The following is a 26,458-nucleotide window of genomic DNA, read 5'->3' as shown; positions in this document are numbered from 1 at the left end:
AAATCCAGCCTTCTATGAATCCTGTAAAATATCGGCAAGTATGCTATGATTACAATGAGCAGCCATCCCATTTTTCTTCCTCCTAATAAAATTTATTTATTATTACTTCTTTGTCTAGATTCTATATCCTCTTTAGATGGAGGAAATATGCATTTATTTGAATAAAAAACGTCAATTTGTTACATTTAGTAAAGATTAAGTTTCACCTATCTGCGTGTTGTTAATTAAAATTAAATTATTTAATCAGGGAGTGTACATAAAATGGAATCAACCTTTAACCAAAGAGATGAAGTGACCGATTTCATTAAAGCCAATAGGGAACTTTTTGAGCAGCACTTGTTGTCGGAAGCAGTGAATGTTGCATCTAAAATCAATGAGATCCTCCAAAAAGGAAATATTGATCTTTTAAAGAACGCTGAGAAGTTAATTGTATACATAGTGGAGCAGCAGGAAGAGAATCTGGTTGCTTTTGCAGAACAAGAAGGGATTGCTTGGGCAGAGCATTCACTGACTGTTGCTTTCAAACTGGAGTGGATTCAGGCCATCCGTCGAACTTTATGGCACTTCCTAAACAAATATGATCAATTGCATAATAGATTTTCTGAACGCGAGGAGTTTTTCCACCTTGAGAAGAGGATCAATGACCAAATAGACCAATTCCTGAATACCTTCTTCCTGACTTATACAAAGTACAAAGATGAACTGCTTAACTCGCAAAGGAAATTGGTTGAACATTTATCTGTTCCGATCATTCCAGTCAGTGCCACTGTTGCTGTTCTGCCACTAATCGGCATGATTGATGACTACAGGATGCATATCATTGAAGAAAAGATCCTAATGGATATTGCAAGACTTAAGGTCCAAACCTTGATTATGGACCTTTCAGGGATTGCGGACATGGAAATGAACGTCATTTCCCACTTCCAAAAAGTATTGAGTGGCGTTTCCATGATGGGTTCGAACGCAGTGATCACTGGAATGCGTCCTGAGCTTGTAAGAAAAATGATTCATACAGGAATCACTTTTGACCAAAAGGCAGAAACCAAAGGCACATTACAGCAAACATTGAGGTCTTATCTGGATAACGAGGTTGCTAAATAAAGAAGTAAAGCCCCTATTACTACATAGGGGCTTTGCTATTGCCTATAAAAATCTCTTGTCGAGCTCAGACACCAGTCTGTTATTTTCATCAATATCGTGATGGATCCCATCTATTTCGGAAGAAATATTCATTTCTTGTTGTTTGACTGAAATGATTTTCCGTTGCTGGGTTTCTTGCTGTTCAGTGATGTTTCTGAGACGCTCCGCAAGTGAAATACTATCAGCCCTAATAGATAAGATACCCGTTGAAACCTTTTCTAGCTCCTTATTTTGGGATTTCACCTTCGTGTCTATCTGCTGCATAAGGTCGTCAAAGTCGGTGAAAGAAGAAAAACTCGAACTGATTTTGTTCTCTATTCCTTCTAATTGTGTAGATATATTTTGAGATGCTTCTGCAGAGGCAGCCGCCAGCTTGCCAACTTCTTTTGCCACCACAGAAAATCCCTTACCGTGTTCACCAGCACGTGCCGCCTCTATGGAAGCATTTAACGCAAGTATTTTCGTTTGTGCTGAAATCGATGAAATCGTAGAGCTGATACTGCCAATGGTTTTGGTTAGACTTACAAGTTCCTTTAATAATTCTGATGTTTGATTCATATGCTCGACAGCCTGCTGATTATCATTGATAACAGCAACAGAACCCTCTGCTACCTCTTCAATTGCTCCACTGTAAGTGCTAATCTTTGATTCCATTTGTTCAAACACGGTGAAAAATTGAGTTAGTGCTTCTTTATTTTCAGTTAGTTCGTTCTCCAATTCGTTAATAGAAACTAAATTGTGATTCACACTGTGTTTAATCGTCTGGGTGGATAAGACAATATCATTAAAGGTTTCTTTCATTGCACCAACGAATACATTTGCCTGACCACGCTCGTCTGCTTCATCTCCACCAGAAGTTGATACATCGATTTCGTGGACGATATTCAAAATTTCATCCATCGCTGGACGGTCAAATTGCGAATCTCCTATATAGCTGTAGCGAATTACATGGTTTTCGTCCAATACATATGTGCTAGGTATGGCGATCCGGAAACTGTCCCATTTTATGGGTACAAAAACCTCGTATTGTTTAATCACTGATCTCTTTTCATCAGAAAGAATGGGAATCTTGATGCCTTCCTTTTCAACATACGCCTGAATTCCGTTAATATTTTGCCCGGCAATTCCAAGAACCTGGATCCCCTTTTCTTTTAAGAAATCATATTGCTCATTCAGCTGGACCAGCTGATTCCGGCAGTTAGGTCACCATGTGCCCCTTAAGAAAACAATAATAATAGGCTGACCCGCGAAGTCTGATAAGCTGTATTTTGTATTATACGTTCCCGGTAAAGTAAAATCAGGTGCTGGCTTGCCTACGTTCAAACCTCTATTTGCCAAAATATTCTCTCCTCTAACAGCATAGTGTCAAAGATTATTATCGGCTTATCTAAAAAAATATTAAATACTTAACTCTCTAATCCGCTAAATTTGCAGTATTTCGCGGATGTCTTCTTCTGTCAGTGAAGCGGATCTTTTTTCTTCAATAATTTCTTCTATTATATTCCGCTTTTTATCCTGCAGCTCGTTCATTTTTTCTTCGATTGTGCCGCGTGCAATTAATTTAATGACCTGGACTATGTTTTTCTGTCCCATTCGGTGTGCCCGGTCAGCCGCCTGCTCCTCAACAGCCGGATTCCACCATAAATCATAAAGGATGACTGTATCAGCTCCTGTTAAGTTTAAGCCTGTGCCTCCTGCTTTCAGGGAAATAAGGAAAAAATCCCGTTCTCCCTCATTGAACTTTTCACAGGTTTCCACTCGCTCTTCAGGTGGTGTTTGCCCGTCCAGATAAAAGAAAGGAATTCCTTCATGTGCCAGCTCCCTGCCGATCAAGTCGAGCATTTTCGTGAACTGTGAGAAAATGAGCACCCTTCTGCCAGCAAACCTTGACTCCTCTATGATTTGTTTCAACTGTTCAAATTTTGCTGAGCTCCCCTTGTATCCATCTACAAACAAGGCTGGATGGCAGCATATTTGCCTTAATCTTGTTAATCCTGCCAGAATTCTAATCCGGTTTTTCCTGATCGTATTCTTGTCCAGCTGCTTCAGCGTTTGATGTCTAAGCTTTGCCAGGTACGCAGCATAAAGCTTTTTCTGCTCAGGCAGCAATTCAACTCTATCGATTGATTCAATTTTTTCTGGCAGTTCTCCAAGTACTTCTTCTTTTACCCTTCGCAATAAAAATGGCCGAATCCTGCGGGCGATGGTTTTGCTTGTTAAATGACTGTATTCCTTCAATCCTTGGAACAGTTCCGGAAAAACCACTCGAAAAATAGACCATAATTCCTCAGTCGAGTTTTCAATCGGTGTACCGGTCAATGCGAAGCGGTGGTCAGCCTGTATGTTCATCACCGCTTTTGCCGTTTGAGTCAGCGGATTTTTGAAAGCCTGTGCCTCGTCGAAAAACACCGTGTGAAAATTGATCTTTTCGTACAGGTGAATATCCTTGCGCAAAAGCATGTAGGAGGTAATGACAACATCAATACCCGAAATATCCTTTAAAATCTTGGACCGCTCTGCTTTATTGCCGTCGATGATGATTGCCTGGATCTCAGGAGTGAATTTCATGAATTCACTAAGCCAGTTATAAACAAGGGATGATGGACAGACTATAAGGATTGGATGTTGCCTATCCCTCACATTGCGAAGTTCTGATGATATATACGTAATGCTTTGCAGCGTTTTACCAAGACCCATATCGTCTGCCAGAATCCCGCCAAATCCGTAACTAGCGAGCGTTTTCATCCATTGATAACCCTGTTTCTGGTATTCACGTAATATGGACTGCAATGATTCAGGGACAGCAAACTTCACCTTCCCAGGAGTACTAATTTCCTCGAGAAAATTCCGGAAAGATTCCTCTACTTGAAGGACAGGTCCATCCTCGAATGTCTCTATCAACTGCATACCCCGTACAATTGGGACATTCAACCCTTTTTCAAGATCCTCTTCCTGTATTGGCCCTGCATTCAAAAAACGCTGGATTTCTTCCCATTCCCTTGTTTCCAGTGACATTAGCGAGCCGTTGCGTAACCGATAATACTTCCTTTTTTCCTCAAGGGCTTCGAGTATATCCCTTATCTGTTTTTCAGGAATGCCATCCATTTCAAATTTGAATTCAAGCCAGTTTGTCCGTTCTTTTTTCACCTTGACTCGAATCTGCGGCCGGACCGGCTCCCGGAATATTCGAGCCCTGACAGCTGTTGTAGCATAAATCTGCACTAGCTTTTGCAGCTTTGGCATGACATGATAAAGAAACTCATATTCGAGCTCTTCATTATGCAAAAAATAACCTCCATCTGTTTTCGCAAATGAAGCTTCATCCAACAGCTCCAGGATCTGATCCTCCTTGACACTGTCCCTGATCAATAGAGAATTCACTTTCGGTTCCCTGTCTTCTAGAGGGTTAAACTCGATTTTCCCATATTGGAACTCGACTCCAGCCAGTAAACGGTTATTCACACGATCCAAAAATAGTTTTGCTGTCAAGGGCTCCGTCAAAAATTGCTTCGTAATATCGCCGTCTATTCGAACTTCTCCGATATGGCGCAGTCCCGGCACGACTTTTTCCACAAAGAAGCCCATCTGATCATCTAAAATTGGTATGCTATCCGTTTTGGTTTTGGCAAGCATATTTTTCAGTTCGAATAATCTGCTGCAATCCTCTGTGCTGAGCTGAATCAATTTGGATTTCAACCAAACAAGATCATATTTATCCATCACAATGAGTTCAGAAATACCAGCAATTTTTAAAGAATAGTCTTTCTCTGTCATTTTTTCAAAATTGAACAAAAGTGGAAGTTTTTCGTTTGAAACTGAAAATGGCCCAGTGACCTTGCCTTCCTCTTTGAACTTAACATCCTGAATATTTTCCAGCAGCGGCAACAGCCGAACCCAGAAGGAGGGCGGAATAATTAATGTTGAGGTAAGAGTACCGTCTTTCGCCTCATTATCAGCGTCCTCGACGATTTGAATGAGGATGTTGATGATTGAATCTATATCATTTTGAAAGCAATGAAGCTGTGGATCGTATGTGAATACTTCAGATAAATGTGCTGCCTCCCTATTTGCTACACTCAACAAAAACCCCTGAATATCCAGGATACCAATTGGACCAATGCTCATCGAAATACCAAGCAGCATTTCCTTGTCACTCATTTTGATAGGTTCAATATTGAATACTGTGTTCAGGATCTTTCTTGTTTCAAAGTGGAGCTGATGGCCGCTTGTCCTGCGAGGTCCTTCACTGAAAATAGTCAGCAGGCTTTCAGCCAGATCGCTTCCTTTATGTTTATCATTTATATGTGCATTTGAAGTCCCTTTTTTTTGCTCGTCCATGATTGCAAGTAAGACCGCGGCCACATGCTGGCACTCATGCTTGACAGACGCTAGCTTTGGACAAGTGCACTCAGCTGCGAAACGGCCGTCCCCTGTTTCCGTGACCGTAACATGGAATATATCCGCTCCCGTTACGGTTGCGCTAACCCGACCCACATTGTCATCAGTAAACTCAACTTTTCCCGCTCGGTAAAACGCATCCCCCCGCTTGAAAGAAACAGTTCCGCATAAATCTTTAATGTTTTTTTGACTTAGTTTGATATCCATGGACTGCTCCCTCCTGGAAGATGCAATTCTCAATAATTATTAGTGTAGACCTTATGTACTCATTTGTTAAGCAGGAATGTAAAAAAGCATGGAATTGCTCCATGCTTGGAAGTTAACTATGCGGCCTGCGATGGATGATTGAGGAAATTTTCATCTGAGAACAATCTATAAAGGGTCAACCTTTCGAAAGGCTTATCTAATCATCATCATCTTCCACAAAATGTTTAAGTGCAGATAGCTTATTATCCCAATATAATTCAAAAAATGAAAGCCATTCTTGCAATTCCTGAAGCGGTTCTGGCTGTAGGGCATATCGAGTTTCCCGCCCAATTTTCTTACTAGATACCAGTCCTGCTTCAGATAAAACAAATAAGTGCTTATTTACGGCCGTCCTTGTAATTGGAAACTTTTCAGTTATGGAAGCAATCGGCATTTCCTTGTCTGCGAGCAGCTTCAGGATTTTACGGCGAGTTGGATCCGCAACAGCTTGGAACACATCATATCTCGCTTCTGAGGCTGTCATATTAACCCTCGATATAGGCTGGAAGTGCTTCGTTAACGATTTTTTCCCAACCATTATCCATGATTCCCTGGATAATTGAATGAGGCTGTCCGAATTCAGTGACCTTTTCAGGATCCCATCCTGAGTGAATTAAAGTAAACTCCGTTCGGCCATCAAGTTCCTTCAATTCGAATAGAAGATGCCAATCTTTTCCCCAATCAAAACCCAGGCGATTCGGCGGCTCCAATTCTGTCACTTTGCATGGTGAATCTCCAAAAGGACCTGCGTGGAGGATGAACTCTTTGCCAAGTTCCGGCTCAAACGTATTCGGCATCCACCAGGCTGCAATGCCTTCTGATGTTGCGACTGCTTTCCATACTTTTTCGATTGGTGCATTTAAAATAATGGTTTTGCGAATTTCTCTTTGTGTTTCCATGTTTTTTGCCTCCATCAGTTAATAACACTATTTGGTGTCGCTTTTTCAGTATATAACACCTTTTAGTGTCACGTCAATAAGATGGACCAGGCACTCTTTATAGTACCCGGTCCATCAGCGAAGATTAAATTTCAATAATGATTGGCAAAATCATCGGCTTTCTTCTAGTCTGTTGGAAAATATGCTGGCCCACTGCTTTTTTGATTCCCTGCTTAATGACATTCCAGCGATGTACATTATCTTCTTGAAGATCAGTCACTGTTTTGGTCACCAATTTGTTCACATCTCTCATCAGGTCCTCGGAATTTTTCACAAAAACAAAGCCGCGCGAGATGGTATCAGGACCGGATATGATTTTCCGTTCTGCTTTGCTCAATGTCAGGACAATGACCAGCATTCCGTCCTCAGATAGCTGCTTCCTGTCCCTGAGTACGATTTCGCCTACATCGCCAACACTTACGCCATCAACGTAAGTATCACCTGCTGGGACATTTCGTGTCTGGCGCGCTTCGCCGTTTTCAATGTCAACGATATCCCCATTCCGAATAATGAATGTATTTCCTTTTTCAACGCCAACGGATTCCGCCAACAAGCGATGATGATGCAGCATCCTATACTCCCCATGAATCGGGATGAAATATTTAGGCTTCATCAGGGTCAGCATCAGCTTAAGGTCTTCCTGGTAGCCGTGGCCGGAAACATGCATGCCTGTTGTGCTGCCGGAGCCGTAGATGACTTTTGCCCCGAGCTTAAACAAATTATCAATGATTTTGGAAACATCCTTTTCATTTCCTGGGATAGGTGACGCTGCCATGATGACTGTATCCCCAGGATAGATTGAGACATCGCGGTAATTCCCTGAAGAAAGGCGGGAAAGTGCGGCCATCGGCTCACCCTGGCTTCCTGTACAGAGGATGACCACTTTGTCAGGATCCATTTGGTCGACTACTTGTGGTTCAATCAGCATGCCTTCAGGAACATTTAAATAACCTCTTTCAATTGCCACATCCACTACATTGACCATACTCCTGCCAAGCAGGGCAAGCTTCCGGTTCGTCTTGATCGCTGCCTCGACAACCTGCTGAACTCGGTTAACGTTTGATGCAAAAGTCGATACAAAGATTTTCCCTTCTGCCTTCATGAAGGCTTCTTCAAGATGGCTTGCTACCATTCGCTCAGATGGCGTCAACCCGGTCCGCTCCGCATTCGTGCTCTCTGACAGCAGCGCCATTACACCTTCCGTTCCAATCTTCGCCATCTTATGGATTTCTGATTGCTCATCATTGGCAGGCGTCAAATCGAATTTGAAGTCTCCCGTATGGACAACACTCCCCTCAGGAGTGTGTAACACTATTCCCAAGCAATCCGGGATGCTGTGGCTCACTTTGAAAAAAGAAACCTTCACCTTGCCAAAATCCAATTGTGAATCTGAGTTGATTTTATTGAGTTCAGTACCTCTTAAAAGTTTATGTTCACTCAGTTTGAGTTCAATTAATCCTAGAGTGAAATTTGTTGCATACACAGGTGCCTTCAGCTTTTTGAAAAAATAAGGGACCCCGCCAATATGGTCCTCATGTCCATGGGTCACAATCAGTCCGCGGATTTTCTCTCTATTTTCTTCTAGATAAGTCATTTCCGGGATAATCAAATCGATTCCCAATAAGCTTTCATCAGGAAACTTTCCTCCACAGTCAATCACAAAAATATCGTCCTCATACTGGACAACATACATGTTTTTCCCGATTTCATTGATGCCGCCCAAGGCGAATATAGATAACGTCACGTCATATCCTCCTAATCCGTAGTCGATTTTGTTAGTATTGCCCATTGATTTTACGATTATTTGGTATCGCTGGGAAAAATGCATCCTCTAAAAAGAAACCTGAAAAATTTTTTGGCGATCATTTCATTTTATTGGCGATTTCCACCTGTTTATTGGCGATCTCCACATGTTTATTGGCGAAAATAAAATTTTATTGGCGAACTGGAAAAAAACCTGGATTATTTTCAATTTCCCACATAAAAAAACCAACCCGCTCCATAGCGAATTGGTCGTCTTTCCTTATTTTTCAATCCAAGTATACATATACTGGCCGTCTTCGATGTCCTTGGCTTTCTTCACCGTTTTCAACGGGCGGAAAGTATCGATCATGACGGCAAGCTCAAGCGTTTCTTTTTTGCCGATGCTTGCTTCTGTCTTCCCCGGATGCGGTCCGTGCGGGATTCCGCTTGGATGCAAGGTAATAGACCCTTCCTTGATTCCTTTGCGGCTCATGAAGTTCCCTTCCACATAGTACAACAGCTCATCGCTATTGACGTTGCTGTGGTAATATGGAGCCGGAATCGCTTCTGGATGGTAGTCGTATAGCCTTGGCACGAATGAACATACCACATAATTATGGCCTTCGAACGTCTGGTGGACCGGAGGCGGCTGATGGATACGGCCAGTGATTGGCTCGAAATCCTCGATATTGAATGCCCACGGATACAGGTAGCCGTCCCAGCCGACGACATCAAGCGGATGATGGTTCAATACATGGCGATGCAGATGGCCGCGTGTCTTCGTGATCACCTCATGCTCCCCTTTTTCCGAGAAGGTTTCCAGCATTTCCGGCCCGCGAATATCACGTTCACAGAATGGACTGTGCTCGAGCAGCTGGCCATACTCATTACGGTAACGTCGAGGAGTTGTGATCTGACTGAACGATTCAACGATCAGCGCTTTAGTCATTTCTGAGTCATCAGGGACCACTCGATATATTGTTCCGATTGGAATAACGACATAATCACCTGGACGATAGTTCAATGTACCGAACATCGTCTCCACCTTGCCGGATCCATGGTGGAAAAAGAACATCTCGTCGCCATCACCATTGCGGTAGAATTGCTTCATTGGTTCGTTAATATTCGCAAACCCAATCAGCAAGTCGTCATTGCCAAGGATATATTCTCTTCCACTTAAAGCATCTCCCATTTTCGTAATCTGGTCGGTCAGGAAGTGCCTGTGGTTCAGTGATTCCTGTTCTTCGTATTCAGGCATGTAGCTGCCAATCAATTCACTTTTTACTACCTCAGTCGGCATATGGTGATGATAAAGGATTGACTGCGTGCCGGAAAAGCCTTTTGTCCCCATTACCTGCTCGCGGTAAAGCGAACCGTCTTCCTTTTTAAAAATCGTATGGCGTTTCTTCGGGATTTCTCCCAGCTGGCGGTAATACATATAAACACCTTCTTTCTAATCTTGGATAATTTTGTTTCTCAGGACACCAAGTCCTTCAATCTCAAGTTCTACTTCATCGCCGGGCTCGAGCCAGCGGTGGACATCCGTTCCCAATTCAAGGATACATCCTGTTCCCACTGTTCCTGAGCCGATTACCTCACCAGGATAAAGTGTCGTCCCTGCGGAAGCGCGCTCAATCATTTCTCCGAAGGAATAATAGAGGTCCTTCACATTGCCCCTTGAAAGCTCTTTTCCGTTCACTCTAGCTGTCATTTGCAAATCAAAGCTTTTCGCAGCTTTGCGGGACATCAGCTCATCCTTCGTGACCAAATATGGGCCAAAAGAAGTCGCAAAATCCTTCCCCTTAGCTGGCCCAAGTCCGACCTTCATTTCCTTCCGCTGCAAATCGCGCGCACTCCAGTCGTTCATGATAAAAAAGCCGAAAATATGCTGCTCAGCATCCTCAGCCTTGATATTCCGGCCTTCCTTGCCGATGACACAAGCGATTTCAAGTTCATAGTCCATCCATTCACAGTTCTGCGGCCGACAGATTTCTTCCTCAGGGCCCTTGACCGCAAGATGGTTGGTGAAATAGAACACCGGGATCTCATACCATTCAGGAATCATTTCAAGGCCGCGGTTCTCCCTGGCTGTTTTCACATGCTGCTCGAATGCGTAAAAATCGCGGACGCTCTTCGGGTTAGGCAGCGGCGCGTTCAAGGTTATATCTTCCAGAAGATAAGAACCATTGCCTGTCTCAATCAGGCCCTTATTTTTTTCGATGTATTCCATAAATTGCTCGTGGTTTTCGATGAATGCCAGCATATTATCAGGCAACATCCCGTTTGATGCTCCATTCATATCGACAACTTCATTGCGTGAATTGATCCAGCCAGCACTTACAGTTCCGTCTTTTTTCGTAAAAGTTATGAATTTCATGAAATCACCTATTTTCTTTGAAGCTCAAAGGTTTTTGCCAGCGGTTGAGTGTATGTGGCGCCTGCCAGCCTTCCCACCGGATTCAATTTTTCCGAATTGATGCGTCCGTTTTCGTACAGTTCATCTTCGACATGTACATGGACGACCTTCCCAATGACCAGACTGCCAGCTCCGGCTTCTTCGCCGCCAAAGTGCAGGACCTGATCCAATAAACATTCTAGATGTACCTTCGATTCTTTTACCCGCGACGGTTTTACTGCCATACTGTCAGCCTTAGTCAGTCCAGATGCCTCGAATTCATCGACATCTGACGGAAATTCAGTCGCGCAGTCATTCATCTGCTGTACGAACTCTTCACTGACAATATTAATGACGAATTCTTTTGTCGCTTCAATATTTTGCAATGTATCCTTTTTCGCTCCATCAGTCCCTCTTCTCATCGGCGAAAAGCAGACCATCATTGGATTCGCGCTGATGACAGTAAAAAAACTGAATGGAGCCAGATTGGCGTTCCCGTTTTCATCGTGGCTGGAAACAAAGGCAATGGGCCGTGGCAGGACAGAGCCTTGCAATAGCTTGTATGCGTCTCTCCATTCAAGTTGATCTGTTTTGATTTCCAAGGCTTACACCGCCCTTTCATGAAAAAGCTGGCTGATGATCCGGAGGATGAACTCATGGTCTTCACGGCTGCCGAGGGTGATTCTGAATGCTTCCTTGTATCCCGAAAGCTGCATCTGTCTCACGAGGACGCCATTTTCCGTCAGCGTCTGGATAACCGGCCTGTTCGTGAAGGCAAACAAGAAGTTGGATTGCGATGGGAAACTATCAATCTCCAACTCTTTGAACTTCGCATTCAGGAAGTCTCTTTCTGCGCTATTTTTAGCTGAACAGTCTTGGACGAATGACTGATCCTCAAGCGCTGCCATCGCTGCCGCCTGTGCCAGCTGGTTGACATTGAATACATCCCTGACTTTGTGAAGCTCTTTCGCAATGTCTTCATGCATGATGCCATAGCCAACACGCAAACTGGCAAGACCGTAGATTTTCGAAAAAGTCCTTAGGATCACAAGATTTTCATATTGCTTAAGCAATGGCATTGTGTCCAGATATTCCTCGGAGTCAGCATATTCAAAATAAGCTTCGTCCATGATAATCAGTACATTTGAAGGTACATTGCCGATAAACTCAAGCAGTTCCTGTTTTGCCACAATCGTCCCGGTTGGATTATTCGGATTACAGACAAAAACCATCTTCGTTTTTTCGTTGATTGCTTCCAGCATGTTTTTGAGGTCATGCCTGCCGTCAATCATCGGTATAGTTACAGCTCTGCCGCCCTCGATCATCACATTCGTTTTATATCTCGGGAAAGTGGCCTCAGCCATCACAGCTTCGTCATTTTTATCAATATACGCTCTTGTCAGCAGGCGGATGATTTCCTCGGAACCATTGGAAACAAGAAAATGCTTTTGCTCCAATTGATAATGTTCGGACAGTTTCTCTATAATTCCTGAAGTCATTCCGTCCGGATATAATGCCAGGCTAGCAGATGCCTGCATGATTGCTTCTTTCACCTTTGGCGAGGTGCCATACACATTTTCATTATCTGAAAGCTTCCTTACTGTCTTGATTCCATACTGTTCCTTGATTTCCTCGATGCTTTGGCCGAGGGCATATGGCGTGATGCCTTCCAGTTCTGCTCTTGCTTTTACATTCAAGATTATCCCCCCATAATCAGTCGCACTTATAACGAAAAGGGAGCGAACCGCCCCCTTCTCTCCCGGCTATTAAAGGTTGCCGCGTCTTTCCTGTTCACGCTCGATTGATTCAAATAGCGCTTTGAAGTTTCCTTCACCGAACCCTCTAGCACCTTTACGCTGGATAATCTCAATGAACAGCGTAGGACGGTCGACGATCGGTTTTGTGAAGATCTGCAGCAAATAGCCTTCGTCATCACGGTCTACTAATATACTAAGCTCTTTAAGTTTATCGATTTCTTCATCAATTTCCCCGACTCGCTCCGATAGCATTTCGTAGTAAGAATCAGGAGTGTTCAAGAATTCCACACCATTTTTACGCAATTGTGCTACAGTGCTTACAATGTCTTCTGTTAAAATCGCAAGGTGCTGTACACCAGGTCCGTTGTAGAACTCCAGGTATTCCTGTATCTGCGATTTGCGCTTTCCTTCTGCCGGCTCATTGATCGGGAATTTGATGCGGCCGCCATTGTGCATGACCTTGGACATCAGCGCTGAATACTCTGTTACGATATCCTTATCCGTGAAGTGCTTCATTTCCTTGAAGCCCATGACATTCGCATAATAATTAACCCATTCTTCCATTCTCTCAACATTTCCAACAACGTGGTCGATGCCGATGAACCCTGCGTCATTCACAGGAACAGCCGATTCATGCTCAACAAAGCCAGGCATGAAAATACCTTTGTAATCTTTTCTTTCAACTAAAGTATGGATTGTGTCACCATATGTACCGATGACTGCCTTTTTTAACGTACCATGCTCATCAGAAACCTCATGCGGCGGCTGGATTTCAATTGCTCCTCTCTTAACCGCTCCCTCATACGCCTTCTCGACATCATCAACTGCAAGCGCGATATCCTTGACGCCATCTCCATGAGTCTTTACAAACTGAGCAACGCGTGAAGAGTCATTGTATGTTCCAGTCACAACCAGGCGGATCTTGCGCTGCTGTAGAACAAAAGACGCTGTTTCGCGGTTGCCTGTCTCAAGTCCGGAATATGCAACTACCTTAAAACCGAAAGCCGTCTGGAAAAAGTGAGCTGCCTGCTTGGCATTCCCTACGTAAAGCTCTAAATAATCAACATCCTGGACCGGAAAAAAGTCCTCGGTACTTTGGCCAGATACCATTACATTTTCTTGCATTGTAAAACCTCCTGAAATAATATTTATAATATTTAAAATAATTTTATAGTAATTGTCCTTGCACTCTCAAGAGCACGATGTAAAGCTATAATGCTTTTGTGTGATAAAGAACTTGCTTTAATCATGGTAAAAGTAGACTACGAGCCGAATCTGATTGAATCCGAATACTTGTTACTAATTTTTAATACTGAAGATACGAATTTTATAGCAGTTGCAAGCCTTTCTATTCCAATGGAATCGGTTTTAATACCAGTTGCGAGCATTTTAATTCCAGTTGAATCGGTTTTAATACCAGTTGTGGGCTTTTTAATTCCAGTTGAAGCATTTTTAATACCAGTTGTGAGCTTTTTAATACAAATTACATCAATTCCAGCAGCATCATTTTTGGGTTTTCAATCAGCTGTGCGAAACGGTTGGTGAACGCAACAGCTGTTGCACCGTCTGCGACCCTATGGTCAAATGCCATTGATAGATTCATGATTGAACGGATGGCAATTTCATCTTGATCCGTGACAACTGGCCGCTTCTTTGTTTTATGGAATGAAACGAGCGCTGTCTGCGGATGCTGGATGATCGGTGTGGCACCAATGCTGCCGCCCAGCGGACCGACATTGCTTATTGTGAAGGTACCACCCGATATATCCTTGACCGTTAGCTTGTCATCAAGTGCAAGCTTTGTCAGTCTCTTCATTTCATTATGGATTTGCTTCAAGTTCTTTTTCTCCACATTGCGGATAACCGGTACAATCAATCCATCCGGAGTGTCCACAGCAATCCCGACATGATGCTCACGCAGCAGCTGGATACTTTCATTTTCTTCATCAAGCTTTGCATTAAACACAGGGAATTCTTTTAACCCAATCGAAAGAGCTTTAATGAAGAAAGCAGTCGCAGAAATAGAGCTGCCGGATGACTTGATCTCTTCTCGTAATGTGATCAACTCGCTGACATCAATTTCCTCAAAGTGAGTACAGTGAGGGATGGTGTACAAGGATTGGACCATCTTTTTCGCGATCTGCTTGCGCCTGCCGCGGAATGGCAATGTATCATTGTGAACGACAGTATGCTGTTCTTCGGAACCAGCTTCTGAAACGTTCGGAACCTGCAGTTCGGAACTTGCTTCCGAAACCTTCGGAACCAGATTCTCGGAACCTGCTTTCGAAACGTTCGGAACCTGCTGCTCGGAGCCTGCTTCCGAAATGTTCGCAACCCCAGCCTCTCTTAATTTAACAAAGGCCAATATATCCTCTTCGGTGATTCGGCCAGCTGGACCGGTTCCTTTGACCTCCATTATATTGACGCCATTTTCGCGTGCAACTTTTCTTGTATAAGGAGATGCAAGAATCTGTCCCAATCTCGCACTCACACCAACAGGGACCTTGCCTTGCGCAGGTCTGTCCAGTACAGCAACCGCAGCTTCCGCCGGTTGGGATTCTTTCTTTACCATGTCATTTACCTTCTGGAACTCTGCTGTATGACCTCCACCAGAACGGTCTTCCATGATCAGCAGGGTCGTCCCCACCTGTACAGTTTGCCCTGGTGACAACAGCAATTCTTTAATTACACCTGAGCGGGGAGCAGGAATCTCTGCGGTCATCTTGTCTGTCTGGACCTCCACCAAAGGATCATCAGCCTTGACGAAATCCCCCGGCTTCACCAGGTAACAATTGATGTCTGCTTCGGTCATGCCTTCCCCTATGTCGTGGAGCTTTACTTCAACCATCGGCACGCCTCCTAAAACTTCATTACTTTCTCTATTGCAGCTGCGACTCTTTTCGGTGTTGGCAGATAATGATCCTCAAACCCAAAATACGGAACAGGCGTATCATAGCCTGTCACTCTTTCTGCAGGAGCCTTTTGGTAAAGGAATGCCTCATCATTGATCAGTGAAATCAAATCACTGCCAGTACCGCCTGTCGCATGGGCTTCATGAACAATTACCGTCCGTCCGGTTTTCTGGACTGACTCTATGACAAGGTCCTTGTCGATTGGATAGAGCGTCCTTAAGTCAAGGACCTCACAGTTGATCCCCTTTTGTTTCATCTCTTCTGCAGCCTTCATCGCAACCGGAACCATGGCTCCCCAGGCAATGACTGTCACATCGTCGCCTTCTGTAAGCTTCTTTCCTTTTCCTATTTCAACTGTATACTTCCCTTCAGGAACCTCACCGCGTGAAGAGCGATAACTTCTCATTGGCTCTAGAAAGAGGACAGGATCTGGATCCTCAATTGCAGCGATCATCAGGCCTTTCGCGTCATAGGCATTGGATGGACATACCACCTTCATGCCTGGCATATGGGTAAAAAGCGATTCTGTGCTGTCACAATGAATTTCAGGTGCACGAACACCGGCGCCATATGGAGCACGAATGACCATCGGCACAGTAAAATGGCCCATTGTTCTCATTCGAAGTCTGGAAGCATGGGTCATGATTTGTTCATAGGCAGGATAGATGAAGCCTAGGAACTGGATTTCCACCACAGGACGGAACCCATTCACGGCCATGCCGATCGCTGCACCAACAAAACCTGCTTCACTTAAAGGAGTGTCAATGACGCGATCCTCTCCATACTTTTCCTGAAGGCCATCAGTTGCCCGGAAAACCCCGCCATTTTTTCCGATATCTTCACCAAGAAGGATGACTTCCTTGCTTTCACCAAGCATCGTATCAAGTCCATCGGTGATCGCCTGGACAAGTGTCAAAGTCTTAGTCTGAAGTGCTGTTTCCATCATGCCTCACCTCCAATCAGCTCAAGGTACTCCCGTTTTTGCTTCTCAATCGTCCACGTAGGCTTTTCGAAAACATAATCAAAGATCACGGCAGGGTCAGCTTTAGGGAATTTCTCCATCTCCTGTACAGCAGCATCAATTTCTGCCGCAGCCTGCTCCTCTACTTCCTTCACCCATGCTTCATCGAATAACCCTTCATTTTTCAGCCAGCGTTCCAGTCTTAGCAAAGGATCGGTTTCCATTCGCTTAAGAGCACTTTCGCCCTGGTCACGATATTTCGTAGCATCATCAGCGGTTGTATGGGATCCATACCGCCACGTCATTGCTTCAATAAGTGTCGGGCCCTCGCCATTACGTGCGCGCTCCAATGCCTTTTCCGTTTCAGCAAAAACGGCAAAAATATCATTTCCGTCAATCCTCACACCCGGAATATCGTAAGCAAGCGCTTTTTGTGCAATGGTTGCTGAATTCATTTGTTTGCTGACTGGGACAGATATCGCGTATTGATTATTCTGGCAAAAATAGACGACTGGAGATTTGAAGACGCTGGCAAAATTCAAGCCTTCATGAAAATCCCCCTCGGACGTTGCACCATCACCGAAATAACAAATGGCCGCATTCTTTGTTCCTTTTTGTTTTTCTGCAAAAGCAGCACCCGCTGCGTGCGGAATCTGTGTTGCGATTGGTATAGCCGGAGGGAAGATTTTTTTTCCATCCGGCGGCACACAGCCTTCGTTCCGCCCGTTCCAGAATAGTAAAATATTTCTCAGGGAGTGGCCAAACACGGTTGCCGCACCATGATCGCGGTAGGTCGGGAACATCCAATCTTCACTGTCTAGCGCCAGAGCTGTTCCCACCTGGGATGCTTCCTGCCCTTCAAAAGGCGCATAGGTTCCAATTCTGCCTTGCCGCTGGAGACTGATTGATTTCCTGTCCAGCGTCCGGATCCTGACCATTTCAGAATAAAACTTCTTCACTCGTTCCTCGGTCACCAAATCCTTATAATCCTCTGACACAATGTTTCCGTTTTGGTCCATCACTTGAAAAATCGGAAAATCCTTTTCCATCGGCTCACCCTTTTTTAAAAGTCTATGAATCTATTACATCCTCACTGCCCATTTAGGACGCTTCATATGAGAGAAGAAGCTATTGCGTCTTGTTCTGGCATCGATACGGTTTTCACAGAATTTATTTGCCGCTTCAACAGTGGTGATTCCTTCACCCTCTGCCTGCCTGTATATATTTAATAGAGAATTATAGATTGCCTTCGTCTTCTTTAAGACCCGTTCCTTGTTCGGTGAATATAGCTCATCCGCCACCTGGATCAACCCGCCAGCGTTGACAATGTAATCAGGCGCATAAAGAATCCCTTTCTCCTGAAGGATGTGGCCGTGCCTTTCTTCTTTGAGTTGATTGTTCGCTGACCCAACCACCGCTTTCACCTGTAGCTGTGGAATCGTCTCATCATTAATGATTCCGCCCATTGCGCACGGAATGAAAATGTCTGCAGGCTGGGAATAGATTTCGTCACTGTTTACGACCTTGATGCCAGCTCCCATTTCCTTCGCTTTCTGGACAATCTGGTCGATCGCTTTCTGGTTGATGTCTGTTACATACAGGTCTGCGCCATTTTCTAAAAGATATTCTGCTACCTTGTAGCCAACTTTGCCCAGACCCTGGATCGCATAAGATTTCCCTGACAAATCATCCGTGTCCCAAAGCGCCTTGCTCGTAGCCTGTAAGCCAAAGATGACTCCCTGAGCCGTTGGGACCGAAGAATCGCCGCTGCCGCCATATACTTCATCGACGCCAACGATGCAATTCGTTTCTTTTAGTGCATGGACAAAGTCTTCCGGATCTGTCCCCATGTCTGTTCCTGTATAAAAACGACCCTGGATCGACTCAACAAACTGGCCAAATGCCCTGAATAATTCCGGACTCTTATCCTTAGTAGGATCGCCAATGATGACAGCCTTCCCTCCGCCGAAGTCGACGTCTGCCGCAGCACATTTATACGTCATGCCTTTAGAAAGCCGCAGTACATCTTCAAGTGCATCGTCGACTGATTTATAAGGGTACATACGGCATCCGCCCAAAGCCGGCCCCAGCCGAGTACTATGGATTGCAATAATCGCCTTAAGCCCCGTTGCTTCATCATTACAAAATACTACCTGCTCGTGTTCACGAATTTGTTCGAACATATCCATTGTTCTTTCCCCCTTTATTCCGTTAAACCATGTTAGCGCTTACATTTTTGCGCAAAAATTTTTAGCTGCCTGTAAGTAATTCAGTTATCTTTTCTTTAGGAAGGACCACTTGCTTGACTTCCCCCACTCCGATCAAACGCCCTTTGCATTCTGCCTTTATCTTAGTCAGGATTGTATTTCCCTCCAGGCCCGTAACGGTTGCGGTTACAGTCACCTCAGCACCCTCGATACATGAAGCGATGTGTTTTACAGTCACTGCGCCGCCCATACCTTCTTCATGATCCTCTAAAAAGGGAATAATGATCTGTCTCGATACCCACTCCATGTGATACACCATCGAAACAGTGGAGTATACTGGGTGGACGACTTTCCCCTCAAAGCGGGCAAACATATCTGGTGTAACAATGACATTGATGGAAGCCGTATGCCCAGCGATCAAACCATCTCGCATCATATCCCACCTTTCCAAGTTGCAAATATGTATAACGTTTATTTAACGTTATCATAACATTTCGTTAAATAAACGGTCAATAAATTGTAAGAAATTTTGGTATTTTCTTAAAAATAATTCTGATATAATATTAAACCCACAAAAAACAACCAGCTATTTTGAGCTGGTTGTTTTTTGTCTAGCCTAATAACGCCCGGTCGCTCGCCATTTTTGTTCCTCGAATCCGCTGGAACTCATTGAGCAAGTCTTCGATTGTCAGCTTTGCTTTTTGTTCTTCGTTCACCTCGAGGATGATCTGGCCTTTGTCCATCATAATCAGCCTGTTGCCCAGATCAAGTGCCTGCTGCATGTTGTGCGTAACCATCAGTGTAGTGAGATGGTATTTATCGACGATTTCTTTTGTTAGGTTGGTAATTAACTCGGCACGTGCAGGATCCAGTGCCGCAGTATGCTCATCCAGTAAAAGAATGGACGGCTCAGTGAATGTAGCCATCAACAGGGATAAAGCCTGGCGTTCCCCTCCTGATAATAGGCCAACCTTCGCATTCAGGCGGTTTTCAAGTCCCAGGTGCAATGATTCAAGCACCTCTTGGAAAAGTTCACGACGTTTCTTCGTGACGCCTCGGCGAAGAGAACGACGCTTGTTCCTTGAATAGGCAATTGCCAGGTTTTCTTCAATGGTCATGCTCGGAGCAGTGCCGGCCATCGGATCCTGGAATACTCGGCCAATCAATTTCGAGCGGTTGTATTCGGTCATGTATGTTACATCCTTACCATCCAGTTCCACCTGGCCATGGTCTGGAATCATGACACCTGAAATGACGTTCATTAAAGTTGATTTTCCGGCCCCGTTACTCCCGATGACAGTCACGAAGTCTCCCTTTTCCAAGGTGAGGTTGATATTATCCAGGGCGATTTTTTCATCTGGAGTACCTTCATTGAAGACTCTATGAATCTGATTTAAGTGCAGCACCAGCTTCACCCTTTCCTTCAGAAGGAACAGCTGCCATTTTCATGTGCTCAAGCTGTCTTTTTACCTTCCGCTTTTTCTCTTTGTAGCCTTCTATCATTTTCGGTGCAGTCAATGCCAATATGACGATAATAGCCGTGATCAGCTTCATGTCGCCTGGCTCAAGGAACTCTACCCTTAGTGCTAGTGTGACGACGATTCGATAGATGATCGCTCCGCCAATTACAGCGAGCGTTGTTCTAGCAATCGATTTTGTACCGAACAAAGCCTCGCCAATGATGACAGACGCAAGACCGATGATAATCATCCCGATTCCCATACCAACGTCCGCGAAACCACCCTGCTGGGCGATCAATGCGCCAGAAAAAGCGACCATCGCATTCGATAGGCCAAGACCTAAGATGATCATCAGGTTCGTATTGGAAGAAAAACTGCGGATCATTCTTTTGTTGTCGCCAGTTGCCCGGATTGCAAGTCCAAGTTCTGTTTTAAGGAAAGCATCCGTAAGGAACTTGATTGCCAGCGTGACGACAATCATGAACAGCAGGATTCCCCATGTTCTCGGGAGACTGTCGCCAAGTCCGACTGCCGTCAGGATCCCATTGAAAAAACCGTCAATTCCCGTTTTTTCGAAAAAGTCCCTCACCGCTGTCATAGCAGTATCGGTATTCAACAGCGGGACATTCGATTTGCCCATTATCCTTAGATTGATAGAATACAAGGCGATCATCATCAGGATTCCCGACAGAAGGGCATTGACCTTACCGACTGTATGGATGATTCCTGTCAAGCATCCAGCGATGAATCCTGCAACCAGTGCTACCATCGTCGCAGCAAATGGATTCGCTCCATTTACAATCATGATGGCGGCGACCGCAGCTCCAGTTACGAAGCTGCCATCAACCGTCAAATCCGGAAAATCAAGTACCCGAAAGGATAAGTATACACCTAGAGCCATGATGGCATAGATAATGCCGGACTCAAATGCTCCAAATATTGAAGTAAACAAGTTGAATCATCCTTTCTCTTATTCTTCGTAAAACTCAGCTTCGTCTCCCCATGCTTCCTTGACTTCAACACCTTGCTCCTCAGCGGCTTTTTTGTTGATTGTAAGTGTTAATGATTCTGGAAGTTCAACAGGGATCTCAGAAGCTTTCTTGTTGCCTGATAAAATTTCAGCAGCCATCAAGCCTGACTGGTAACCAATGTCATAGTAATTGAAACCGCTGGCAGCAACTGCTCCGCGCTTCATTGAATCAAGCTCACCAACGAATAATGGGATCTTTTTGCCATTAGCTACAGAAATAACAGATTCAAGTGCAGATACGACTGTATTATCTGTAGGAACATAGATGGCATCTACGCGTCCGACAAGGGATTCTGCAGCCTGCTTAACTTCAGCTGATGTTGAGATAGAGGCTTCAACAACCTTCGCTCCATTCGCTTCTGCAAGCTTCTTGACTTCCTTCAGCTGGACTTCAGAGTTCTGCTCACCAGCGTTGAAGATCACACCAATCTTCTTGGCTCCAATTTCATTCGTCATGAAATCTATTGTCTTTTTCGTTGCATCCGGATGGTTGTCGGTAGTTCCTGTGATATTGTCACCAGGCTTATCGAATGATTCGACAAGTCCTGCACCAACAGGATCAGTCACAGAAGTGAAAATGATTGGAATATCTTTCGTCGCATTCAATGCTGCAACAGCGCTTGGTGTAGCATTAGCGAAAATGAGGTCCACTTTATCGCCGACAAAATTATTCGCAATGCTTGCTGTGTTATTCATGTCTGCCTGTGCGTTCTGGAAATCATACGTTACATTGTCACCCTCTTTGAATCCTTTGTCCTCAAGTGCTTTTTTAAACCCCTCAGTTGCGGCATCAAGCGATGGATGCTCTGCGAATTGAGTCAGGCCAATCTTGTACTGATCTTTGTCTGAAGAACCATTTGATGCTTCATTTCCTCCGCAGCCAGCCATGAACAAGGCACTGGCAAGAACAAGAGAAATAGCTTTTACTGATTTTTTCATATAAATCCCCCTTGAATATTTTTAACCGGCAGTAAAACTATGTAGAATTAATCTTGCAAGCAGCCGGAACGCACCATTTTAAAAAAAGTTAGGCAAAGATCTTGCTGACAATTTTTGAAAGCGATTCCAAAAAGTATGATATTCACTATAGACACCGTAAATATAACGTTATATTAACACCAGCAATAATTTAAAGTCAACAAAATTCCGAAAATTTAGTATGTTATGATTTTTAATAATTAAACCATCACTTTAGCAAACTATCAAGATGTTTTTTAAAAATAATATAACTTTTTCGCTTTTAAGCGCGAAAGCAACTGATAAACACCCATTTTAAAGGCTTTTCTGTTTTCGACTAGTTAATAGTGCCAGATAGGGACATCATTTTAAAAAACAATACTTACAAAAAACATAGGCATTGTTAAACCTGGCTGTTGATTTTCGTTCCAGGCGCTTCGCCTTCCACTACAATCAACAGGGCTTTTAAACAACATAGAGCTTTAACAGAGCCAAAACATAAAAAAAGCGTGCTCCATGTTCGAGCACGCTTCCTAAAGATTATAGCAAGAGTTCTGCAACTCTTAATCGGTCTTTTGCTTCCATTACCATTCGAGTAAGCAATTCTTGTACGGATGGGACATCTGAAACCAGTCCTGACACCTGGCCTCCATTCATGAAGCCATGTTCCTCGCTGCCTTCCAGTGCACCTTTTTTATGTAGTTCCTCCGTCGTCAGTTCAGCGAATTCTTCCGGAGTAAGACCTTGTCTTTCTGCCTCGAGCAATTTGCCTGCATAAGAAGTATTCAATAGCCTGCGAATTCTGCCGACAGATCTGCCGACTATAACGGTTTCATGGTCACTTGCCTGCAAAAGTTTTTGCTTATAGTTTTCATGGAAAGGAGCTTCCTTTGTGGCGATGAACCTCGTTCCCATCTGGACGCCGCTCGCTCCAAGTGCAAGCATAGCTGCAAGGCCCTTCCCGTCACCAATTCCACCGGCCGCAACAACCGGTATGTTCACCTGAGCAACAATCTGAGGAATCAGCGCCAGAGTCGTTGTTTCCAGGTTCGAATTTATACCAGCCGCTTCATATCCCTCAGCAACTAAAATATCAGCACCAGCCGCTTCAGCTTTCTTGGCTTGCTTCACAGATGCAACAACGGTAATAATCTTGATTCCTGCCTCTTTTAGCTTAGGGATGAAAGGGGCAGGATTACCTGCTGATAATGTTACAACTTGAACCTTATGTTTGACGGCGAGGCGAAGGATTTCCACCACATTCGGCGAAACACTTAATGCTACATTCACAGAAAAAGGCTTCTGTGTCCTCGATTTCGTTTCCAGAATAATTTTCTCCACTTCGTCAGCAGGCATCGTACCGGCGCCAATTGTACCAAGACCACCAGCTTCGGAAACAGCAGCTGTTAAAATGGCATTGCTGATATTGCCCATTCCACCCTGGATGATTGGATATTTTACGCCCAGAACAGAAGTAATTCCATTCACAAAAATTCCCCCTTCGTTAAATTAATGTTATACTAGTTCTAAAATTATGACAATTAAAAAAGGGGGAATTTTCATTGATTCTAAGTTATTCCAACAAAAAACCGGTCGTGGATGAAACCGTTTTCCAGGCACCCGGGAGTTTTATCATTGGAGACGTGAAAATCGGCAAGAATTCCAGCGTGTGGTTCAATGCGGTTTTGCGAGGTGATGAGGATACGATCACCATCGGAGAAAGCTGCAGCATCCAAGATAATGTCACATGCCACCTGTATGAGGGCTCGCCACTTGTGATTGAAGATGAAGTCACGGTCGGCCACAATGCAATCCTTCATGGTTGCACCATTAAAAAACGATGCATTATTGGCATGGGCTCAACAATCCTTGATGGAGCAGAAATCGGGGAAGAGTGCATCATCGGCGCCAATACTTTGATCCCTGCAGGAAAGAAAATCCCTCCTCGGTCTCTCGTTGTCGGCGCACCAGGAAAAGTCGTAAGGGAGATCGGTGATAAAGATCTCGAGCTGATTCAATTATCAATAGATACATATGTGCAAAAGGGTAAAGAATACCGGGAAAGCTTAAAAGATATCACTTGAAAAAGACAAGAGCCAGGCAGATGCCTGGCTCTTTTTTCACTTCTCCTATACCCATTTGACGATGTCATCCAATGGTCTTCTTGTCTTTGGATTCGGTTCTTTTATACGATAGCCGAACGCACACATTACGGAAATACCAAAATGGCCATCTTCAAGCAATCCCTCTTCCTCCAAAAGTTTGTTCATGTTTTCAAAATTGAAGCCCTCTATTGGACAGGAATCAATTCCGATTTGCGCTGCCGCCGTCATCATATTGGCTAGTACGATATAGGTTTGCTTGCAAGCCCAATCAAACAGCGGGCGGTCTCCATCCAGCAATTTAAAATCAGACTTCTGGAATTCCTCGATTCGCTTGAGATAATTCGCCATGAATTCCTCAGGCATCTTTTTCTTGTTTCTAAAATGATCCTGAAGATATTCAGAATCATATTTAGTATCAACTTTCGTCCTCGCAAGGATAATCACAAAATGGCTTGCTTCCGGAAGCTTGCCAAACGCTCCCCATGCAGTATTCTTAACTTTCTCGCGAAGCTCTTCACTCTGGACGACTAGAAAACGCCAAGGTTCAAAACCAAACGAGCTTGGAGATAACTGACCGGTCTCCAGGATAAAGCGGAAGTCTTCCTCCGGAATCTTTTTGCCTGGATCAAATTCCTTTGTGGCATGCCTAAAGTTGAAAGCATCAAGAATCTCCTGCTTCAAAGTATCTTTGTCTCGCATATGTATCTCTCCTTCCAAGTTTTGTTTTTTTAAACTTATCATATTTCTTTTAAAATTGCCTAGAAAAAGGGTATGCCTCTATTACTCTGCCTTTTCTCCCTTTAGTTGGCTCAGCCTGGGATAATGAATTCAGGATGGCTTCTTCTGATACTTCTGCTGAAGCCGTGAAGAGTTCGTTCATCGAATGATGGTCATCTCTGATGGTCCTGCTTGTTTGCAAGAGATCGTCTGAATCATGCATCGTTTTGTTGGCAGTTGAAAAAGCGATCACGATATCGCCGCTTCCATGACTGAAATGACTTCCAGTCCTGCCAAGGCCTATTCCACATCTCTTTGCAAGGCGCAACAACTGGCGGTCGCTTAAGGGGGCATCAGTTGCAAGGATGATGATAATGGAACCGTCCACTGTCTCGGATAGTCCTGATTTTATTGATCCAATACCGTAGTTCCCTGCCAAGAATTCTTCTTTTTTGCCAAAATTGCTGAGCACCAGACAGCCTATCGTGTAAGGATCATCAGATTCAACCATTCTTGATGCCGTCCCAATGCCGCCTTTATGGCCAAAGCAGACCATTCCTTTTCCTGCTCCGATTGCCCCTTCCTCTGCCGGATTCCTCGAAGATTTCTCTATTGCTTGTATCGCATGCTCAGGCTTTACCGGAAAAAGTCGGATTGAGTTTAAATGGCTGTCATTGCATTCCCCGACGACAATATTGATCGTGCCTGTCGTCTCGCCAATTTCTTCATTTTGGGCAAGCATATACTCCAGAGTGCCCTGGGTAACAGCCGCCACTCCAAATGTATTTGTCAGCATAATTGGCGATTCAATTGTGCCAAGTTCATTCACCTGTACCAGTCCCGTCGTTTTGCCAAAACCATTTAGCACGTAGCTAGCCGCCGTAACTTTCTCCTTGAACAAATTGCCTCCATGCGGCAGGATCGCTGTCACACCTGTACATGCATACTCCTCACCTTTGTCATCCAGTGGGAAATCCAGTGTCACATGACCCACCTTCACACCCGGCACATCGGTTATACAGTTATTGATTCCCGGTGACATTTTGCCAACTGTTATGCCTCTTTCTCGAACTTTCATATTCTTCCTCCCTGGACTTTCGATTGATTCACGTATGTAACGCTAAACAAATGAGGCAAGCTTCAGAAATACCGGGGGCTTCCTGATACTTTTTAATATCCCCCCCACTTCTGACAGCTTTTCTTCTTTTCGCACCAAACCTGTCTTAAGTTGGGCTTTCTTTTGACAGCTTTTCCTCTTTCCGCACCAAACCTGTCTTAAGTTACCTCCTCTTTTGACAGCTTTGCTCCATTTGATGCCAAACCTGTCTTAAGTTGGGCTTTCTTTTGACAGCTTTTCCTCTTTTCGCACCAAACCTGTCTTATGTTACCTCTTCTTCTGACAGCTTTGCTCCATTTGATGCCAAACCTGTCTTAAGTTGCTCCTTCTTTTGACAGCTTTACTGCGTTTGATGCCAAACCTGTCTTAAGTTGG

At 44.3% G+C, this 26,458-nt stretch carries 23 protein-coding genes; 2 read left to right on the top strand and 21 right to left on the bottom strand.

Annotation, left to right across the window (positions count from 1 at the left end; translation table 11 throughout):
• Window positions 1-261 precede the first annotated feature (261 nt).
• Window positions 262-1,101, top strand: coding sequence for an STAS domain-containing protein (locus AB5I83_RS16750; RefSeq protein WP_448976816.1), 840 nt, complete (start codon window positions 262-264; stop codon window positions 1,099-1,101).
• A gap of 42 nt (window positions 1,102-1,143) precedes the next feature.
• On the opposite strand, the gene AB5I83_RS16745 is transcribed toward AB5I83_RS16750, so the two are convergent.
• The 19 genes from AB5I83_RS16745 to AB5I83_RS16655 all read right to left on the bottom strand — a co-directional run bounded on the left by AB5I83_RS16745 (window position 1,144) and on the right by AB5I83_RS16655 (window position 23,632).
• Window positions 1,144-2,463, bottom strand: coding sequence for a redoxin domain-containing protein (locus AB5I83_RS16745; RefSeq protein WP_448977157.1), 1,320 nt, complete (start codon window positions 2,461-2,463; stop codon window positions 1,144-1,146).
• A 99-nt stretch (window positions 2,464-2,562) separates the two neighbouring features.
• Window positions 2,563-5,745, bottom strand: coding sequence for a DEAD/DEAH box helicase (locus AB5I83_RS16740; protein WP_448976814.1), 3,183 nt, complete (start codon window positions 5,743-5,745; stop codon window positions 2,563-2,565).
• A 196-nt stretch (window positions 5,746-5,941) separates the two neighbouring features.
• Complete coding sequence (locus AB5I83_RS16735; protein WP_448976812.1) at window positions 5,942-6,268, bottom strand: ArsR/SmtB family transcription factor; 327 nt, start codon at window positions 6,266-6,268, stop codon at window positions 5,942-5,944.
• A 1-nt stretch (window position 6,269) separates the two neighbouring features.
• Window positions 6,270-6,683: an SRPBCC family protein gene (locus AB5I83_RS16730; protein ID WP_448976810.1), complete on the bottom strand. Its 414-nt coding sequence runs from the start codon at window positions 6,681-6,683 to the stop codon at window positions 6,270-6,272.
• A 124-nt stretch (window positions 6,684-6,807) separates the two neighbouring features.
• Window positions 6,808-8,466 (bottom strand): ribonuclease J, encoded by a 1,659-nt coding sequence (locus AB5I83_RS16725; RefSeq protein WP_448976808.1) that lies wholly within the window; start codon window positions 8,464-8,466, stop codon window positions 6,808-6,810.
• 279 nt (window positions 8,467-8,745) lie between these two features.
• Window positions 8,746-9,903 carry a homogentisate 1,2-dioxygenase gene (locus AB5I83_RS16720; protein ID WP_448976806.1) on the bottom strand — a complete coding sequence of 386 codons (1,158 nt, stop codon included), beginning with the start codon at window positions 9,901-9,903 and terminating at the stop codon, window positions 8,746-8,748.
• A 15-nt stretch (window positions 9,904-9,918) separates the two neighbouring features.
• Window positions 9,919-10,842: a fumarylacetoacetate hydrolase family protein gene (locus AB5I83_RS16715; RefSeq protein WP_448976804.1), complete on the bottom strand. Its 924-nt coding sequence runs from the start codon at window positions 10,840-10,842 to the stop codon at window positions 9,919-9,921.
• A gap of 8 nt (window positions 10,843-10,850) precedes the next feature.
• A complete protein-coding gene (locus AB5I83_RS16710) occupies window positions 10,851-11,462 on the bottom strand; it encodes a flavin reductase family protein (RefSeq protein WP_167832937.1) in 612 nt (203 codons plus the stop codon).
• A 3-nt stretch (window positions 11,463-11,465) separates the two neighbouring features.
• Window positions 11,466-12,557 (bottom strand): histidinol-phosphate transaminase, encoded by a 1,092-nt coding sequence (gene hisC, locus AB5I83_RS16705; RefSeq protein WP_448976802.1) that lies wholly within the window; start codon window positions 12,555-12,557, stop codon window positions 11,466-11,468.
• Between the two features lie 69 nt (window positions 12,558-12,626).
• On the bottom strand, window positions 12,627-13,742 hold the full coding sequence (gene hppD / locus AB5I83_RS16700; RefSeq protein WP_448976801.1) for a 4-hydroxyphenylpyruvate dioxygenase: 1,116 nt from the start codon (window positions 13,740-13,742) through the stop codon (window positions 12,627-12,629).
• A gap of 358 nt (window positions 13,743-14,100) precedes the next feature.
• Window positions 14,101-15,465, bottom strand: a complete 1,365-nt coding sequence (locus AB5I83_RS16695) for a dihydrolipoamide acetyltransferase family protein (protein WP_448976800.1) — start codon at window positions 15,463-15,465, stop codon at window positions 14,101-14,103.
• 11 nt (window positions 15,466-15,476) lie between these two features.
• Window positions 15,477-16,472 (bottom strand): alpha-ketoacid dehydrogenase subunit beta, encoded by a 996-nt coding sequence (locus tag AB5I83_RS16690; protein ID WP_448977156.1) that lies wholly within the window; start codon window positions 16,470-16,472, stop codon window positions 15,477-15,479.
• Complete coding sequence (gene pdhA, locus AB5I83_RS16685; protein ID WP_448976799.1) at window positions 16,472-17,539, bottom strand: pyruvate dehydrogenase (acetyl-transferring) E1 component subunit alpha; 1,068 nt, start codon at window positions 17,537-17,539, stop codon at window positions 16,472-16,474. Before pdhA ends, AB5I83_RS16690 begins: the two co-directional genes overlap by 1 nt.
• A 33-nt stretch (window positions 17,540-17,572) precedes the next feature.
• Window positions 17,573-18,679 (bottom strand): Leu/Phe/Val dehydrogenase, encoded by a 1,107-nt coding sequence (locus AB5I83_RS16680; protein ID WP_448976797.1) that lies wholly within the window; start codon window positions 18,677-18,679, stop codon window positions 17,573-17,575.
• A 61-nt stretch (window positions 18,680-18,740) separates the two neighbouring features.
• Entirely contained in the window at window positions 18,741-19,130 is a 390-nt protein-coding gene (locus tag AB5I83_RS16675; RefSeq protein WP_448977154.1) for a thioesterase family protein, read from the bottom strand.
• Window positions 19,131-19,308: 178 nt separating this feature from the next.
• Complete coding sequence (locus tag AB5I83_RS16670; protein WP_192471245.1) at window positions 19,309-20,103, bottom strand: ABC transporter ATP-binding protein; 795 nt, start codon at window positions 20,101-20,103, stop codon at window positions 19,309-19,311.
• Entirely contained in the window at window positions 20,078-21,109 is a 1,032-nt protein-coding gene (locus AB5I83_RS16665; RefSeq protein WP_448976795.1) for an ABC transporter permease, read from the bottom strand. The genes AB5I83_RS16670 and AB5I83_RS16665 overlap by 26 nt, the downstream gene beginning before the upstream one ends.
• Window positions 21,110-21,127: 18 nt before the next feature.
• Window positions 21,128-22,126, bottom strand: coding sequence for an ABC transporter substrate binding protein (locus AB5I83_RS16660; protein WP_448976793.1), 999 nt, complete (start codon window positions 22,124-22,126; stop codon window positions 21,128-21,130).
• Window positions 22,127-22,684: 558 nt separating this feature from the next.
• Window positions 22,685-23,632: an NAD(P)H-dependent flavin oxidoreductase gene (locus AB5I83_RS16655; RefSeq protein ID WP_448976791.1), complete on the bottom strand. Its 948-nt coding sequence runs from the start codon at window positions 23,630-23,632 to the stop codon at window positions 22,685-22,687.
• 74 nt (window positions 23,633-23,706) lie between these two features.
• On the opposite strand from AB5I83_RS16655, the gene AB5I83_RS16650 reads away from it, so the two are divergent.
• The gene (locus AB5I83_RS16650) at window positions 23,707-24,228 is read left to right on the top strand and encodes a gamma carbonic anhydrase family protein (protein WP_448976789.1); all 522 of its coding nucleotides are present in this window, start codon (window positions 23,707-23,709) and stop codon (window positions 24,226-24,228) included.
• 45 nt (window positions 24,229-24,273) lie between these two features.
• On the opposite strand, the gene AB5I83_RS16645 is transcribed toward AB5I83_RS16650, so the two are convergent.
• Together AB5I83_RS16645 and AB5I83_RS16640 are read right to left on the bottom strand one after the other, a co-directional pair.
• Window positions 24,274-24,948 carry an NAD(P)H-dependent oxidoreductase gene (locus AB5I83_RS16645; RefSeq protein WP_448976788.1) on the bottom strand — a complete coding sequence of 225 codons (675 nt, stop codon included), beginning with the start codon at window positions 24,946-24,948 and terminating at the stop codon, window positions 24,274-24,276.
• 49 nt (window positions 24,949-24,997) lie between these two features.
• Window positions 24,998-26,044, bottom strand: a complete 1,047-nt coding sequence (locus AB5I83_RS16640) for a P1 family peptidase (protein ID WP_448976786.1) — start codon at window positions 26,042-26,044, stop codon at window positions 24,998-25,000.
• Window positions 26,045-26,458: the final 414 nt, after the last annotated feature.

Source organism: Mesobacillus sp. LC4 (genome assembly GCF_053543455.1).
Note: the sequence above shows the minus strand (reverse complement) of the source record. Positions and strands in the feature narration are given on the sequence as shown.

What these genes read in the sequence shown, in the direction of transcription:
- AB5I83_RS16750 (WP_448976816.1), top strand. Translation starts at nt 262, where the DNA reads ATGGAATCAACCTTTAACCAAAGAGATGAAGTGACCGATTTCATTAAA.
- AB5I83_RS16740 (WP_448976814.1), bottom strand. Translation starts at nt 5,745, where the DNA reads ATGGATATCAAACTAAGTCAAAAAAACATTAAAGATTTATGCGGAACT.
- AB5I83_RS16735 (WP_448976812.1), bottom strand. Translation starts at nt 6,268, where the DNA reads ATGACAGCCTCAGAAGCGAGATATGATGTGTTCCAAGCTGTTGCGGAT.
- AB5I83_RS16730 (WP_448976810.1), bottom strand. Translation starts at nt 6,683, where the DNA reads ATGGAAACACAAAGAGAAATTCGCAAAACCATTATTTTAAATGCACCA.
- AB5I83_RS16720 (WP_448976806.1), bottom strand. Translation starts at nt 9,903, where the DNA reads ATGTATTACCGCCAGCTGGGAGAAATCCCGAAGAAACGCCATACGATT.
- AB5I83_RS16715 (WP_448976804.1), bottom strand. Translation starts at nt 10,842, where the DNA reads ATGAAATTCATAACTTTTACGAAAAAAGACGGAACTGTAAGTGCTGGC.
- hppD (WP_448976801.1), bottom strand. Translation starts at nt 13,742, where the DNA reads ATGCAAGAAAATGTAATGGTATCTGGCCAAAGTACCGAGGACTTTTTT.
- AB5I83_RS16695 (WP_448976800.1), bottom strand. Translation starts at nt 15,465, where the DNA reads ATGGTTGAAGTAAAGCTCCACGACATAGGGGAAGGCATGACCGAAGCA.
- AB5I83_RS16690 (WP_448977156.1), bottom strand. Translation starts at nt 16,472, where the DNA reads ATGGAAACAGCACTTCAGACTAAGACTTTGACACTTGTCCAGGCGATC.
- pdhA (WP_448976799.1), bottom strand. Translation starts at nt 17,539, where the DNA reads ATGGAAAAGGATTTTCCGATTTTTCAAGTGATGGACCAAAACGGAAAC.
- AB5I83_RS16680 (WP_448976797.1), bottom strand. Translation starts at nt 18,679, where the DNA reads ATGGATATGTTCGAACAAATTCGTGAACACGAGCAGGTAGTATTTTGT.
- AB5I83_RS16675 (WP_448977154.1), bottom strand. Translation starts at nt 19,130, where the DNA reads ATGCGAGATGGTTTGATCGCTGGGCATACGGCTTCCATCAATGTCATT.
- AB5I83_RS16660 (WP_448976793.1), bottom strand. Translation starts at nt 22,126, where the DNA reads ATGAAAAAATCAGTAAAAGCTATTTCTCTTGTTCTTGCCAGTGCCTTG.
- AB5I83_RS16645 (WP_448976788.1), bottom strand. Translation starts at nt 24,948, where the DNA reads ATGCGAGACAAAGATACTTTGAAGCAGGAGATTCTTGATGCTTTCAAC.
- AB5I83_RS16640 (WP_448976786.1), bottom strand. Translation starts at nt 26,044, where the DNA reads ATGAAAGTTCGAGAAAGAGGCATAACAGTTGGCAAAATGTCACCGGGA.